The organism is Schlesneria sp. (assembly GCF_036405755.1).
Classification (GTDB): Bacteria; Planctomycetota; Planctomycetia; order Planctomycetales; family Planctomycetaceae; genus Schlesneria; species Schlesneria sphaerica.
The window spans coordinates 1-14,150 of record NZ_DASWWZ010000572.1 but is presented as its reverse complement, the minus strand read 5'-3'; the positions used below and the strand labels follow the sequence as shown (position 1 = coordinate 14,150).

Below are 14,150 nucleotides of genomic sequence, written 5' to 3'. Positions count from 1 at the left end.
CGTACGGACCTTCCGTCCCGACCGGAACGCCGCTATACGGGTCCGTCCCTTATGAGTCTGTGCCGTACTCGTCCTTTCCTCAGGAAGCGGTGCCGTTTGCCACCGGACAATCCCCCGCAGGGGCTTATCCGGCTGCCGGACAGCATCAGAACGGGTATTCATCGGGGTCAGCTGCGACGAACCCGTATGCGTCCGTCCCCAGCGAATCGACGCCGCATCTGTCGACCGCTCATTTTACGACACCGCAAGCGGCGGTCCCTTATGGGTCCGGACCGTTCCTCTCCGGTTCACACCACAACGCCGCCCCCGTCTCGTTGCCCCAGCGTCCCGCTCCTTATTCCTCGGGTTCGCATCTCACCGACGCATTGACTTCGGTGCCCCACTCGACCTCAGCCCCTGGCTACGTGTCGAACTCACCTCATAACGGGGGCGTCCCGTTCTCGCATGAACATTTCCAGACCGGATCGTCTTACTTCCCGACTTCGAGCCTGCCGGCTCAAGGGGGCATTCCGCATCACCCGGGGATCAGCGCCCGTAGCGCTGAGAGGTACGCTCCGTCCGACGTGCAGGGACACGCACCGCACGGCATTCCCCAGGATTTGCAGTCGGTATCAGGACAGTCCGGTACCGGATTCAGCGGTGGACGGCATCAGGTTGCTGATATCTCTCCGGACGGACTCCGCAATTTTGTGAACCAGATCCGGAATCCGGTCCCCGATGTGGACCATGGGTTCTGCCCCGGCTCGCCTGGAATTTCGTTTCTGAAACAGATCCTGACGCCCCCTCAATTGCCACAGCCCCCCCTATCGGGAGCCCGGCCGTTTGATCTGCCGTCGATTCGACGTGATTTTCCTGCTTTACACCAGCGAGTTCACGGCAAGCAACTGGTCTGGTTCGACAACGCGGCGACGACGCAGAAACCTCAGCAGGTGATCGACGCGATCTCGTATTACTACGCTCATGATAATTCGAACATTCACCGTGCCGCCCATTCGCTGGCAGCCCGCTCGACCGATGCATTCGAAGGGGTACGTGACAAGGTCCATCAGTTCCTGGGCGCCGCTTCGTCCAAGGAAATTATCTTTGTGCGTGGAACGACCGAAGGGGTGAACCTGATCGCCCAGACCTATGGGCGAAAGTTCCTGCAGCCGGGTGATGAGATCGTGATGTCGATGCTCGAACATCACGCGAACATTGTTCCCTGGCAGATGGTAGCGAAAGAGAAGGGGGCCGTCCTGCGGGTCATCCCGGTGAATGACCGTGGGGAAGTGATTCTGGAAGAGTACCAGGCGCTGCTGGGCCCGAAGACGAAGTTCGTGGCTCTCACGCAGGCGTCAAACAGTCTGGGAACCATACTTCCCGTTGCCGAAATGACGCAGATGGCGAAGCGGTACGGAGCTCGTGTGCTGATTGACGGAGCGCAGTCGGTTTCTCACATTCCCGTGAATGTCCAGGAAATCGGGTGCGACTTCTTCGTCTTTTCGGGACATAAGATTTTCGGCCCCACGGGGATCGGAGCCGTCTACGCCCGGCAGGAGGTGCAGGAGATCATGCCCCCCTGGCAGGGAGGAGGCAACATGATCAAGAATGTGACGTTCGAAGAAACGTCCTATTCGGATCCTCCTAACAAGTTCGAGGCAGGCACGCCGAATATCGCGGATGTCGTCGGGCTGGGGGCCGCTCTCGACTATGTCCAGAGTCTGGGTCTAAACAACATCGGGAAGTACGAACATCATCTGCTGCATTACGCCACCGAGCGGTTGCTGCCGATCGACGGCCTGCGCATCGTGGGACAGGCCCGTGAAAAGGTGAGTGTTATCTCTTTTGTGCTGAAGGACTTCCGTACAGAAGAGGTTGGCAAGCTGCTGGATCTGGAAGGAATTGCCGTTCGGGCCGGCCACCACTGCTCACAGCCGTCGCTGCGACGCTATGGGCTGGACGCGACGGTTCGCCCTTCGTTCGCTTTCTATAACACCACTGAGGAAATCGATCATCTGGTCAGTTCGGTAAAACGAATCAGTTCTCGATCGGTCAACTTTTCACAAGGGGCATACGGCACCTACGGAGCGCGACAGCGTCATTAACGACGGAGAGTCCGTTAGCGTCGTTAAACTCCGCGACAAAAACCGGGGCCTGAAATTGCCAATCTGATCCGGCATTTCAGGCCCCGGCTTGCATTGTAGACGCAACTCCAAAGCGGCTTTTTGCCGAGAATGAAAGTAGTCGGCTACGGGGGGGATGGGCCGCTAAGACGGCCCGCGTATCCAAATTGACCCAATCCGGCATTTGTCTATAATCCCGTGTTCAGAACATTTGCGCGGTTTATTCGATCCGAGAGGAAAATCATGGCAGGCAATGTAGCGGAATTCTCCGATGCAGGATTCCAGTCCGATGTGATCAACAGCAAGGAACCCGTTCTGGTTGACTTCTGGGCTCCCTGGTGCGGTCCCTGCAAAATGCTCGGCCCCACCATCGAAGAACTCGCCAAGGACTATTCCGGCCGTGCCAAGATCGGTAAGGTCAACATCGACGACAATCAGGACGTCGCCAGCGAATATGGCGTCAGCTCGATCCCGACTGTCATCGTGTTCAAAAATGGTCAGATCGTCGATCGATTCGTCGGTGTGACTCCCAAGTCCAGGCTCAGCGCCGCAATCGATAAGCATCTCTAAGAGATTGCTGTCGGATCAACTGGACCAATCCCCAACGGACGGATCGATTGCGGGATTGGCCAGCCGGTTCCGGTCAGGCATTGCCACCAGCCCCGCTGGCCAGCATGTCTGACCTGCGAGCCCGTTTCAGTAGAAAAACTTATCAGTCGCCTCAGTAGTTTGATCGCTTGTGTGGTTGCGTTGTGATGTAACACGCAAGTCTGGGAAAGGATTCCCGTATGAACGAGCGAGTCAAGGATGGTCAGGACCATCTCTCTTTGCGCCGGTCCCCCGACTCGCAACGGCCCGCATTACTTGCGAATGGCCTGCGAATCGATGGCCCCCATATCTCGGCAGCCCCCACGACGACCGTTCGAATCCCTGCTGACGAACCGGATGTTGACGTCATTGAGCATCGAGAGCTCTCGGTACCCGGTGCTCCTGCTTCCGAAACGCCGTCCCGGGCAACAAGCATCGAAGTCGGTGATCTGCCGGGAGTCAGCCAGCTCGCGCAGCGACTGCAGCAGCAGATTCAGTCCGAATTGACCGACCTGATGCAGCGGGACAACGAGCTGCGTGAACGGCAGAGTGTCCTCGAAGAGGAACGTCAGCGACTGCTGCATGAAATCACTGAAGAACGTGCCGAACTCGATGCGCGAAGGGCCCAGCAGGACACTATCGAAGCCTCGTTCGCACAGCGCACGGCCGAACTGGAAGACCGGATCCGCGAGCTGGAAGCGGGGCGCGAGTCGCTGCAATTGCTTCAAGTTCAGCTCTACCAGCGTCGGCAGACGATTCATCAGGAAGTTCTCGCAGGACTGAACGGCGAGCGGGCTCAGATCGAGCAGATTAAGCAGTCCCTCAAGCAAGAAGCGGACCGACTGCAACTGCTGAAGGACGAAGTTGAGCGGGCGCGGGAAGAGTTGAGCGTCGCGAATGCGCGCACCCTGCAAACGGAACGTGAAAACCTGTGGAAGTCTTTAACGACAGAATGGGAACAGCGAAATGAAGCGTTCCAACAGGAAAAAGAAGCGTGGCTGAGAGCCCGCGAACTGGAAAAGAACGAGTTTGACCGTGAAAAGTCTCTGCTCGAGGCGACGGTCCAGAGCGCCAATGCCGAGTTTCTCGCCGCGCGCGAAGCACTCTCAATCGAACTCACAAAAATGCGGCAGCAGCATGCCGAAGCACTTCACGCGGAACGAAGTGAGTTGTTGAATTCGGTTGAGCAACAACAGAAAACGTTGACTCTCCAGCAGGAAGAGCTGGCCCGCGAACGAACACTGGTCGAGAATCGAATTCGCTTCCAGCAGGAACATCTCGATAAGTCACGTGCTGACTTCGAACGTGCCCAGAACGACTATCGTCACGAGCGACAGGTCGAAATGACGCGTCTGGAAGAAACGAGCATGCTGCTGGTGATGCGACTCAGGCAGATCGACCTGTACCGTTCGTCGATCGACGAACGTGAGAAGTCCATCGACCGCGAATACGAGACATTTAATCGAACTCGACAGGCACTCAGCAGTACGGCGGAACTCGACAGGCAAAATTTTCAGGCCGAACGGGACGCCTGGGAACAGGAACGTCAGCTGCAGCAGGCGGAAATCCGACGCCAACTGGATGCCCTGGCCGAACGCAGTGAAGGGATGGAAAGTCGACGCGCCCGTCTCGACAAACTGCGAGCTGAACTCGAAGAGACCCATCGCGCCACGCTCGAAATGAGACTGGCTGTCGAGGAAGCCTGGGCACAACTGACAGAGGTCGTCAGTCAGGAAGAAGCACGTCAACGCGTCGAACAAGTCCGCGTTTCGCTCTCGGGCTACTATCAGCAGATGTACGAAACCTTGCAGGAGCAGCGTCGCGAACTGCAGGAAACGCAGACGAAGTTCGAGCGCCAGCAGCAGGAATTCGTTCAGGAACGACAGAAGCTCACGGCATGGTTCGAAGCCCGGGACGAAGAACTGCGGCAGGGTGAAGAACGGCTGAAGCAATCCGAACAGGAATCGTCTTCAAGTCAGGCGAACTGGCTGGCGGCCCGGGACCGCTGGTTGATCGAAAAAACTGAGGCTGAACAACTCATTCGTCGACTGCTGGCCTCTTTGGGCGAGAACAATCGAGGCCAGATCGTCGACATCGATACGATTCTTCCTCCTCCCTGATCATCTCACTTGCGACGCTTCGACTTGACGCCGGATCCACCGGAGTGAGATGGGTTCGAAGAGGGTGTCGCCACTACGGGAACCGGGACGGCCGCGTCCATGACCGCTCCGGTTTGCGATGGCAGCGGAGTGGAAGGTTCAGGGTTCGCCTGGCTATTCCCTTGCTGCACGAGTTCCTTCAGCTCGGCATTGAACATGTGAATTAATGCGAACAGGCAGGACGCCACGATGGGGCCGATGAAGATTCCCCACAGTCCAAGTACCTGAAGGGCCCCCACCACGCTCAGAAACGCCAGCAGCGGGTGCAGGTCGGTATCATTCTGTAGAACGTAGATTTTGACGATATTGTCGAGCATGCTGACGATGCAGACGCCCCAGAACGTCAACAGCGAAGCAGCCATCCAATTGCCTTGCAGCCCCAGCCAGACTGCACAGGGAACCCAGACAATCCAGGCTCCCACCAGCGGTACGACCGACGCGACCGTGGCGACTGCCAGGAAGACCCAGAAATGGCCGATCCCGCAGAAGTTAATCGCGATCGCAGTAGCGAATCCTTGAATTAACGCTGCAAGAAACGTGGCGGTAACGACCGCTCGTACCACGCTCGAGAACCGCTCGCGCAACCGGCGCTGATGATCAGCCGGAACCGGAATCAGTTCCTCTGCGGCTGCAATCAGTAACGGGCCATCGGCAAGGAAGTAGTAAAGGGCGGTAATGAAAATCCCGGCAGCGACAGTCAGTGAAACAAACATTCCCACGGTCGAGGAAGCATACTGAAAGGTTCGTCCGGCCAGTTGCCGTGCCAGCGACTGCATGCTCTCGCCAAACTGGCGTTTCCAGGTATCAATACGTTCCTCCGACAAGCCCCCAGGAACGATGGGTTCCAGTCGTTCGATGGCCGGAGTGACCGTACGGGTCCACAGCAAATCAAGACTGCGGTGCCAGTCACCGTCCAGATGCTGCTCTGCCAGTGAATAAAGCTGCACGGCAGAGAAGAACGTCCCAATCACGAGCGGTACCACAACCAGAGCCACCACGGCGCAGGTCGTCAACGCGGCGGCCAGCGAACGGCGCTCACCACACTTACGCTGGAAATACGCCTGCATCGGTTGACAGATCACGGCCAGCACTGCAGCCAGGAACAGAGGCAGGATGAAAGGTGCTATGACATGAAACAGCATTCCGCCCAGTAGCAGGATCAACGCAAACAGCACGGAGAGAGAGATGACCCGGTTCATGCAGACTTTCAGCCCGAGAAAGTGACAAGACGATCGAATGGAACAGTTCTGCAGGGGCTCCCCTGCGGGACTGGATCCGATTATTCCGCGGTGATCGGGACCCAGAAGATCGAAGCGTCCGGTACCCCTGCCTTCGACAATTCCTGTTTCAGATTTTCCTCAGCCTCAGCGCGTGCCGTCATATTTTCATAGATTCGCACTCGTAGCCCGTCAGCATCCCCCTTCGCCTGCTCGACCAGTTTGATCAGTTCCGGAAGTGTAATCGGTACATCTTTGGATCCGTCACTTTCCTGCCGTAGCAGGTAACTGTCTTCGTCGATCACCACGCGAACGACGTCCGTGACAGGGTAGACGCGTGCAGGGACTTCTGACTTGAGGGTTTGTGGTGGATTGACGACGCCGTCAGAGTTCACACTGACATGAGTCTCGCCCCCCCCCGTTCCCCAGCCGTCACTTCCCCCGGTTCCCAACCCCCATTTGCCGAGGTAAAGCCCCACACCCAGGCCCACCAGCAAGGCAGCCCCCAGTATGTTCCGCGTGCGGAACAATCCTCCGCGTGATTTTCCCGGCATTGGAATCAACCTTTCGTAAGGATCGTATAGTTCACTAGTCAACGCCCCAGCTCAGGCTGAGGCCGGTAACCGAAAACGGCATAATCGAACTTTTGCGTACTTCCGCCGTCCCCCTTTAACCGTTCGGCGAGGGCAGGCAGGCCACGCGACATCGCCAATCGATGGCGAAGTCTGCAATTTCCATAGCTGCACAGCATCAATACGCTATTTTTCGTCGTCGGAAACTTCTTGCTGACCTGCAGGATGGTATCGACAAAGTTTTCAGCCGATTCAATGACCTGCGACTTGATTCGCTGCCGATCCTGCCCGATTGTAATCAACAGGGAACCGTCTTCTTGCATATAAAGTTCCCAAACGTCGAATTGTTTGCGCATCTCGTTAAAGGTGAGCAGGTGATCGACGATTTCATCGCCCCGCGATGATGCCAGTTGTTGAAACCTCGCTTTGAGATCAGCCACATCGGCAGGTGAGATTCCACCCGACTCATTCTTGCTGCGCGGCTGCAGGAACTTATTCAGCGTCGCTTCCGGGATCTTGAACAGCTCCCGGACGAGTTGCCCGAGCTGCTCGCGTTCGTCATGTCGCGATTGATCAATCGACCGTTGCTGCAGTTCCCATTGGTCGACCTGCTGACGAAGCGCCGCGTTCTCTTCGGTGACCGATTCGCGCACTTTCGCCAGCCGATCCGCTTCCTGCGTGGCGACGATGCGAACTTCCATGTACTGGGCGAAGATCACGATCAGCATCAGATCAAGCAGGGGGGTCAACTGGAGCGTCAGACGGCGAACGTGCATCATGTACGCGCTCCTGCCGTGATCGATAATTCCCGCTTGGCTCGCGCTACCGTCTCCCGAACGTGGACCCGATTCTCGGCCAGGCGTCGAAACTTCGTCTCGACGATACTGTTAACGAACATCAGCACCATTGCCGAGAACAGTCCCATGAACGTCGACCAGATCGACTCACCGAAATTGCGGACAATGTCCGAGACGGTCTGCTGAGCGTTGGACTGCCCCGACTGCAGGCCGGCTCCGATCGCAAGAACGGTTCCCAGCACTCCTGCCAGGGGATAGGCTTCAATCATGGTACGACTGATGTTGTACCACGTCTCAAAGGCGTGTGACTGAAGATAGCGGCGTTCCTCATCGAGGATCCGCATTCGCAGCCAGAGGTTCTGCCGTTCGGTCGTCTTGGAAGGATCATCGAGAACATCTTTGATGTCGGCGAGAAAGGCGTCGATCTGATCCGACAGGTTTGATCCCCGATCGAGAATGCTTCGATACTTCAATTCCCGCGTGAACTGGTCGAAATCTGAAGCCATTCGCCGCAGGTCACGCCGCGACCAGACAATCAACCAGAAGAACACCAGCAGATGCACGAGTGCCACCGAGGCAATAACGGGTGTCGACAGATGGGACAGTCGATTTAACAATTCGGCCGAAGTTTCGGACGTCAACACTGGCATGAACCTGCCTCAGCAAAGAAACCAAAACGGGACGGATCCTGAACCAATGATTCTATAACGAGATCGGGGCGAGAAAGAACCGATGAGCCACTCCCACCCAACAGTGTAACCAATCGTCGTCGGCAATCTGCTTAGTGGCGGGGAAAATCCCCCGCGCGCCCAGTCCGAACCGGACGGAGGCCTCTCGCATTGAATGATCGTCAGGATTTCAACGTGTCAGTCGCTGCCAGCCTCCTTCCGCCGCTCGAACGCAGGATAAAAGCGTTGATTCGTTGTACACTCCCGCCGTGCAACATTTCTTTTCTGTGACGACAATGCCACGACTGCTCTGACGAGCAGCCATGTGCATCTCGTGAGAGCGTCCGACAAAGATTCAGTCCGCGTGGCGTGACCGATGGGTCCCTGAAACTGAAAGAAATATGATCAACGAAGTCTCAATTACGACTGGCGCACGCCTGCACTTCGGACCATTGTCAGTGGCAGCACCGGCAGGTGGCCGCTTCGGCGGAGTCGGAGTCATGATCGACGCGCCAAGACTCGTTCTCAAAGCACGGCGTCAGACACAGGATGCCGTACTGGGCGAGACGCACCTGATATCCCGGGTGACCGAATTTCTGAGACGCTCGCGTGAACATCTCGCACCGCAAGACCGCGTGGCCTGTCAGATTCAAATCCTCGAAACGGTCCCTTCCCATTGTGGATTCGGTTCGGGAACGCAGTTAGGTCTGGCCGTCGCCAGCCTGATCTCGCGACTGTCCGGTGAGTCTCAGGTACCGCTTCCAGTCCTGGCTCGGCGCGTGCAACGCGGGATGCGATCCGCCGTGGGGTTGTATGGGTTTCAGCAAGGGGGGTTCCTGGTCGATGGGGGACGGCTGGACGCGAATCAGCTAGGCACACTGGTCGCTCGAGTTCCTTTCCCCGATGAATGGAAATTTGTACTTGCCAAACCGGTTTCAGCAGCGGGGCTGTCAGGCGAAGCCGAGCAATCGGCCTTTGCACGGCAACCTCCCATGCCCAGCTCACTCACCGCTGAGCTTTGCCGGATCGTCCTGATGGATTGGTTGCCGGCCGTCATCGAACGTGACTTCTCACGCTGCAGTGAATCGATGTTTGCCTTCGGCCATGCCGTCGGTGACTTTTTCACTCCCACGCAAGGCGGGGTCTTCGCGCATCCTCGCATGGCGGAATGGGCGGATGTCATTCGACGGCAAGGGATCGAGGGCGTCGCTCAAACTTCGTGGGGTCCCACGCTGGCTGCGCTCTGCGATAGCAAAACTCACGCAGACCAACTTTGCAGGGACTTCCGACAGGATCCGCGGTGGTCCGATTGCACGTTCGACGTGGTCTCACCATTAAACCATGGTGCCCAGTTGCAAGTTGCATGAAGTCCCGGCGCGGGAGTTCAGACCGTGCCCGACAAACCTGGTTACACTTACGGGAGACAATGAACAATTGAGTTTGCAAGCGGGGAAACTCGATGACTGCTTGTCGATGACATAATAGTGGCCAGGTCGAGATGAAAAGAAGCAGTTCGTTTTTGATGGCATGATTCTTCCCCCAGCCGTAGGATGAGGACTCTTTACGCACCTGGTTGCAAAGGTCCGTTCCATGCAAAGTCGGATGCTTCTCGCTGGTATCGCTGGTCTACTGTTCGCGCCAATTTTCGCCAATGCCACGGAACCACCCGAGTTTCATCGGGATGTGCTGCCGGTGTTGCGGAAGTACTGCGTCGGCTGCCACAACCCCCAAGAGGCGGAAGGTGGCCTCGTCCTGCAGGACTACGCCCGCACCGTGCAAGGGGGAAGTGAAGGGCCTGGAATTGTGGCAGGAAAGAGCCGTGAAAGCCTGCTCTGGAAACGCCTGACCGCGACCGACGAAACCAGGATGCCGCCGAAAGATCATCCTGCTCCCGCGCCCGAGGAAGTTGCTGCGATTCGTGAATGGATCGATGCCGGCGCAAAAGCGCCTGCTGCGCCCTTCACTCGCCCTGACCTCGTCACACCCAGGATCACCCCCAGAGGAAAAGTAAACGAAGCGATTACATCCGTCGCGTTCTCTCCTGATGGAAACACGATTGCTCTGGCTGGGGCTCAACGAATCGAAATCATCACCGGGGAAAACGTCATCCCCCTCAGGGGACACACAGGGTCGGTGAATGAAGTTCGTTTCTCTGCGGACGGTAAGTGGCTTTGTGTGGCAGCAGGGGAAGTGGGACTGCTCGGCGAAGCGACCCTCTGGAACACCGCCGACTGGACCCGCAGTGCCCTGTTTCAGGGACACCAGGACACACTCTACTCGGCACAGCTCAGTCCCGATGCACGGACGCTCGCAACTGCGGGATATGACCGCAATCTGATCGTCTGGGACGTCGCGACAGGTCGATCCCTGAAGACTTTTCAAGGACACAACGACGCGATCTATAGTGCGAGTTTCTCGCCGAACGGGAAGTTGATTGCCACAGCAAGTGGCGATCGAACCGTCAAACTGTGGGATGTCACTTCTGGCAGTCGACTCGACACGTTTTCGCAGCCAGCCAAGGAACAGACGTCGGTGGCGTTTCGTCCTGATGGGAAACACGTTGCCTCAGGAGGGGCCGATGCTCGAATCCGAATCTGGCAGATCAGCGACACGGGTCAGGAAGGGACGAACCCCGTTCTGTTCGCGCGGTTTGCACACGAAGGTCCGATTCTGGCTGTCGTTTATTCGCCTGACGGTCGCCTGCTGGCGTCAACCTCCGAAGACCTGCGCATCAAGATCTGGGAAACAAACAAGTACACCCAGGTGGCCGTCCTTGAACGGCAACCCGACTGGGCGTCGGCACTGGCCTTCGCCCCCGACAACCGGCGGCTACTTGTCGGACGCATGAACGGTGATCATCAGATCTACTCCATCGATTCCGCCTGGGCTGACTCGCACAGAGAAATGGCGCCACTGGTCGAGACGACACGTCCTGCAGAGATCGCGCTCTCGCAGCATCTTAGTCCCGTAACCGAGATCGAGCCGAACGACACTCCACAAACCGCTCAAGCCTTGTCGGTTCCCTGTCTCGTGCAGGGAGAATTGAATAGCGCGAACCGAGCCACGTCCGACGGCGATTACTACCGGATCGAAGCTCGTCATGGTGACCAGTTCGTCTTCGAGACGATCGCCGCCCGCAACGGATCATATGCCGATACGAAACTCGAGATTCAGTATCCGAATGGAAAACCAGTGCTCAGAGCACTCCTGCAGGCAGTGCGCGATTCCTGGATTAATTTCCGGCCGATCGATTCGTCTTCGCCCGACGTCAGGCTCGAGTTCTGGGAAGAAATGGATCTGAATCAGTTGGTCTACATGAACGGAGAAGTCTGCAAAACATTTCGCGCCCCTCAAGGTCCTGACTCGGGCTATGTGCTGTACTCGGTCGACGGGAAGAGACGTGGTTATTTCGACACCAGTGCAGCGGCCCACGCCAAAGATGAGCCCGCCTATATCGTCGAAGCGTATCCCCCCGATTCGAATATCGTCGAAAATGGTCTTCCCGTCTTTCCCGTGTATTACGCCAACGATGACGATGCGGAACGAAAACTGGGCAAGGATTCGCGAATCTTGTTTACTGCACCAGCAACGGGTGCGTATTTCATCAAAGTGACAGATGTTCGGGGGCTCAGTGGTCCAGACTTTTCCTATCAGTTGAAAGTTCGTCGGCCCAACCCTGACTTCACTGTGACCCTCAATACGATGAATCCCAAAGTTCCAGCGGGAAGCGGACAACGCCTGAAGTTCACTCTGTCACGAGTGGATCACTTTGACGGGCCGGTCAGACTCGATCTGGCCGGTTTGCCCAATGGCTTCGATGCCTCGTCCCCCACTGTGATTGAGGCGGGGCTTTATGAAGCGTTCAGCGTCCTGACCGCCTCTCAATCTGCTCCGGAACCGACTCAAGCAGACCTGGACAGAATTACGATCCTCGCGACGGCAGAGATCAATGGACGGCTTGTCACAAAGACAATCGGAGGACTCGGGGAGGTGAAACTGGACAAGCCCGGTCCTGTCCGAGTTTCTCTCGTTCCCGATGATCCCCGTTCAACCACAGAAGAGGGTGGTCTGGTCATCGAGCCGGGCACGACGATCACGGCCAAAATTATCGTTGAACGGAATGGTCACGAGGATGACGTTCGGTTTGACATCGATAACCTGCCTCACGGAATTATCGTCGATAACATCGGACTATCGGGAGTGCTGGTCCGCAAGCAGGAGACGGAGCGACAGATCTTCCTGACCGCTCGTCCCTGGGTCCCCGAGACCGAGCGACTGATCCATGCTGTCACTCAGGGAGTCGGCAATCAGGCATCCGCGCCCGTAACATTGCGAGTGAAGAAGAAGTCTCCTGCCGATGCCAAAGCAGTCGCCGCTCAGTAGGGCGCCGGACCAGAGCGGGCCACTTAACCGGCCCTTGAAACAGTTTCAATCTGCTCGAACACCGCCTCGTCGCTCAACAGAAATTCGGATCGGACGTGGTAGTGAAAGGTTCTCCAAGTTTCGCAACTCGTCAGAGGAACCCGCAGTCCTCTACGAGCTGCGCGAAGGTTCTGCTCCGTTTGAACGAAAGTGGGTTCACCTGCTCTAATAGACGCCGCATTCCAGCACCGATGGTCTGACGAGCCACCGAGGTGGACTGCGGATTTTGAAGATTCCGGGCCGACGGGGCACACGTTAATTCCCCGACCCTTTCCGACGGAAAAAGAGTTTTACATTGAGCACAACGGAAAAATGGTATTCAGACGGACTGAGGTTTACGTGCACGCAGTGCGGTAACTGCTGCACGGGTTCTCCGGGCGTCGTTTGGGTCACCGATGACGAACTGCAGGCGATTGCCGATTTTCGCGGTGAATCGATCGGGGAAACCCGCATCACGCACACCAAACTGATTGGTGGCCGAAGAACGCTCCGCGACTACCCCAACGGTGATTGCACTTTCTTCGACGGACAGACTCGTCGATGTACAATTTACCCGGTTCGCCCCCCTCAATGCGGCACCTGGCCGTTCTGGAATTCAAACCTCGAGAGCCCCGACACCTGGAAGCGAGGACAGACCGTTTGTCCCGGCATGGGGAATGGGGACCTCGTGCAACTGGAAGAGATCGAAAGACAGGCAGCAATCATCGACATTTAGACCGCGCTCCCGGACGTCCTTCCAGCACGTCTTTCATTGATCGGCAGGATATCCCTTCCGTTACTCAGGAAGCTGCGGTCGCCCGATCCCCTGAAGTGGGCGGAGGAACGGACCGAAAGAGGAAAGGCCCCCGAAGTGCTGCGTCGGGCCATCGGGAACGACGGGCTTGAGCCGACTCCTGAAGCTGCGCCGTCAACACACGCAGCTTGTCGAGTGTCTTTAAGGTGAACTTCGCCTCCCCACTGACGACTCTCTGAACAACCGACGTCTTGGAGCGAATCAGGGCTCGGCTCAATCTAACAAGGTGCGAAGGTCCCGCGACTTTGACTGCTCGAGCAGTTCAGCGAGATCAGCCGACGACGCCGGCAACATCGCCTACAAGACAGCTTACAAAAGAGATAAGTGAGCGTACACCGGGGATTGTCGTGCCATTTTTTGATGGTTAGTATCGTCTTGCACTTCTCCCAGCGCAAGTCGGCGTTAGTACTCACCAGAGACGCACCATGCAACCTCACCGCGAAGTAAGGTTCGATGAAAACGTCACACATCTGATAAGGCCTGAGCTCAAAAATGCACTCTCTTTATTGCTTCAAGCTCACGAGACCGCATTTCGTTTGAGCCTTCCGAAGTGGGAATTCGCCCTCGAAGTTCACTCGATCAAGGAAGCGGGACTGAACAACAATGATTTGCGGTATCTGATCTGCCAGGGGATGACCGAACATCGCGTGGAAATCACCCGACGGGGTGCCCGGCAAAGAAGTTTCGATCTTCCTCCCGGTATGTCGATCGATGCTCGAAGCTGTTTTGTATTGGCCGATGAACGCGTTCAACTCGTGCAGAAAATGATTTCAGATGGTCCGACCGTAATGGATGCAAGCCGTTTTTCGCCGCAGCGGTGCCCGCAGGCGGC

At 57.0% G+C, this 14,150-nt stretch carries 11 protein-coding genes; 7 read left to right on the top strand and 4 right to left on the bottom strand.

The features are described from left to right. The first annotated feature begins 365 nt into the window (after nucleotides 1-365). From VGE80_RS19085 to VGE80_RS19075, 3 genes are all read left to right on the top strand, one after another. A complete protein-coding gene (locus tag VGE80_RS19085; protein ID WP_440593768.1) occupies nucleotides 366-2,084 on the top strand; it encodes a SufS family cysteine desulfurase in 1,719 nt (572 codons plus the stop codon). Between the two features lie 261 nt (nucleotides 2,085-2,345). Continuing rightward, nucleotides 2,346-2,672, top strand: a complete 327-nt coding sequence (gene trxA / locus VGE80_RS19080) for a thioredoxin (RefSeq protein ID WP_373652542.1) — start codon at nucleotides 2,346-2,348, stop codon at nucleotides 2,670-2,672. Between the two features lie 218 nt (nucleotides 2,673-2,890). Beyond that, nucleotides 2,891-4,810 (top strand): hypothetical protein, encoded by a 1,920-nt coding sequence (locus VGE80_RS19075; RefSeq protein WP_440593767.1) that lies wholly within the window; start codon nucleotides 2,891-2,893, stop codon nucleotides 4,808-4,810. 5 nt (nucleotides 4,811-4,815) lie between these two features. On the opposite strand, the gene VGE80_RS19070 is transcribed toward VGE80_RS19075, so the two are convergent. From VGE80_RS19070 to VGE80_RS19055, 4 genes are all read right to left on the bottom strand, one after another. Then, entirely contained in the window at nucleotides 4,816-6,048 is a 1,233-nt protein-coding gene (locus tag VGE80_RS19070; protein ID WP_440593766.1) for an AI-2E family transporter, read from the bottom strand. 80 nt (nucleotides 6,049-6,128) lie between these two features. Next, nucleotides 6,129-6,620: a hypothetical protein gene (locus tag VGE80_RS19065; RefSeq protein WP_440593765.1), complete on the bottom strand. Its 492-nt coding sequence runs from the start codon at nucleotides 6,618-6,620 to the stop codon at nucleotides 6,129-6,131. A gap of 38 nt (nucleotides 6,621-6,658) precedes the next feature. Then, nucleotides 6,659-7,417, bottom strand: coding sequence for a hypothetical protein (locus VGE80_RS19060; RefSeq protein WP_373652546.1), 759 nt, complete (start codon nucleotides 7,415-7,417; stop codon nucleotides 6,659-6,661). Further along, a complete protein-coding gene (locus VGE80_RS19055; RefSeq protein WP_373652547.1) occupies nucleotides 7,414-8,085 on the bottom strand; it encodes a MotA/TolQ/ExbB proton channel family protein in 672 nt (223 codons plus the stop codon). The genes VGE80_RS19060 and VGE80_RS19055 overlap by 4 nt, the downstream gene beginning before the upstream one ends. Nucleotides 8,086-8,504: 419 nt before the next feature. Here VGE80_RS19055 and VGE80_RS19050 point away from each other — a divergent pair, with 419 nt between their 5' ends. From VGE80_RS19050 to VGE80_RS19035, 4 genes are all read left to right on the top strand, one after another. Continuing rightward, the gene (locus tag VGE80_RS19050) at nucleotides 8,505-9,470 is read left to right on the top strand and encodes a hypothetical protein (RefSeq protein ID WP_373652548.1); all 966 of its coding nucleotides are present in this window, start codon (nucleotides 8,505-8,507) and stop codon (nucleotides 9,468-9,470) included. Between the two features lie 223 nt (nucleotides 9,471-9,693). Next, entirely contained in the window at nucleotides 9,694-12,486 is a 2,793-nt protein-coding gene (locus VGE80_RS19045; protein WP_440593764.1) for a c-type cytochrome domain-containing protein, read from the top strand. 334 nt (nucleotides 12,487-12,820) lie between these two features. Further along, nucleotides 12,821-13,240 carry a YkgJ family cysteine cluster protein gene (locus VGE80_RS19040; RefSeq protein ID WP_440593763.1) on the top strand — a complete coding sequence of 140 codons (420 nt, stop codon included), beginning with the start codon at nucleotides 12,821-12,823 and terminating at the stop codon, nucleotides 13,238-13,240. Between the two features lie 614 nt (nucleotides 13,241-13,854). Beyond that, nucleotides 13,855-14,150, top strand: a 296-nt coding sequence (locus VGE80_RS19035) for a hypothetical protein (RefSeq protein ID WP_440593762.1), incomplete at its 3' end; no start/stop codon positions are given.

What these genes read in the sequence shown, in the direction of transcription:
- trxA (WP_373652542.1), top strand. Translation starts at nt 2,346, where the DNA reads ATGGCAGGCAATGTAGCGGAATTCTCCGATGCAGGATTCCAGTCCGAT.
- VGE80_RS19075 (WP_440593767.1), top strand. Translation starts at nt 2,891, where the DNA reads ATGAACGAGCGAGTCAAGGATGGTCAGGACCATCTCTCTTTGCGCCGG.
- VGE80_RS19070 (WP_440593766.1), bottom strand. Translation starts at nt 6,048, where the DNA reads ATGAACCGGGTCATCTCTCTCTCCGTGCTGTTTGCGTTGATCCTGCTA.
- VGE80_RS19065 (WP_440593765.1), bottom strand. Translation starts at nt 6,620, where the DNA reads ATGCCGGGAAAATCACGCGGAGGATTGTTCCGCACGCGGAACATACTG.
- VGE80_RS19060 (WP_373652546.1), bottom strand. Translation starts at nt 7,417, where the DNA reads ATGATGCACGTTCGCCGTCTGACGCTCCAGTTGACCCCCCTGCTTGAT.
- VGE80_RS19055 (WP_373652547.1), bottom strand. Translation starts at nt 8,085, where the DNA reads ATGCCAGTGTTGACGTCCGAAACTTCGGCCGAATTGTTAAATCGACTG.
- VGE80_RS19050 (WP_373652548.1), top strand. Translation starts at nt 8,505, where the DNA reads ATGATCAACGAAGTCTCAATTACGACTGGCGCACGCCTGCACTTCGGA.
- VGE80_RS19045 (WP_440593764.1), top strand. Translation starts at nt 9,694, where the DNA reads ATGCAAAGTCGGATGCTTCTCGCTGGTATCGCTGGTCTACTGTTCGCG.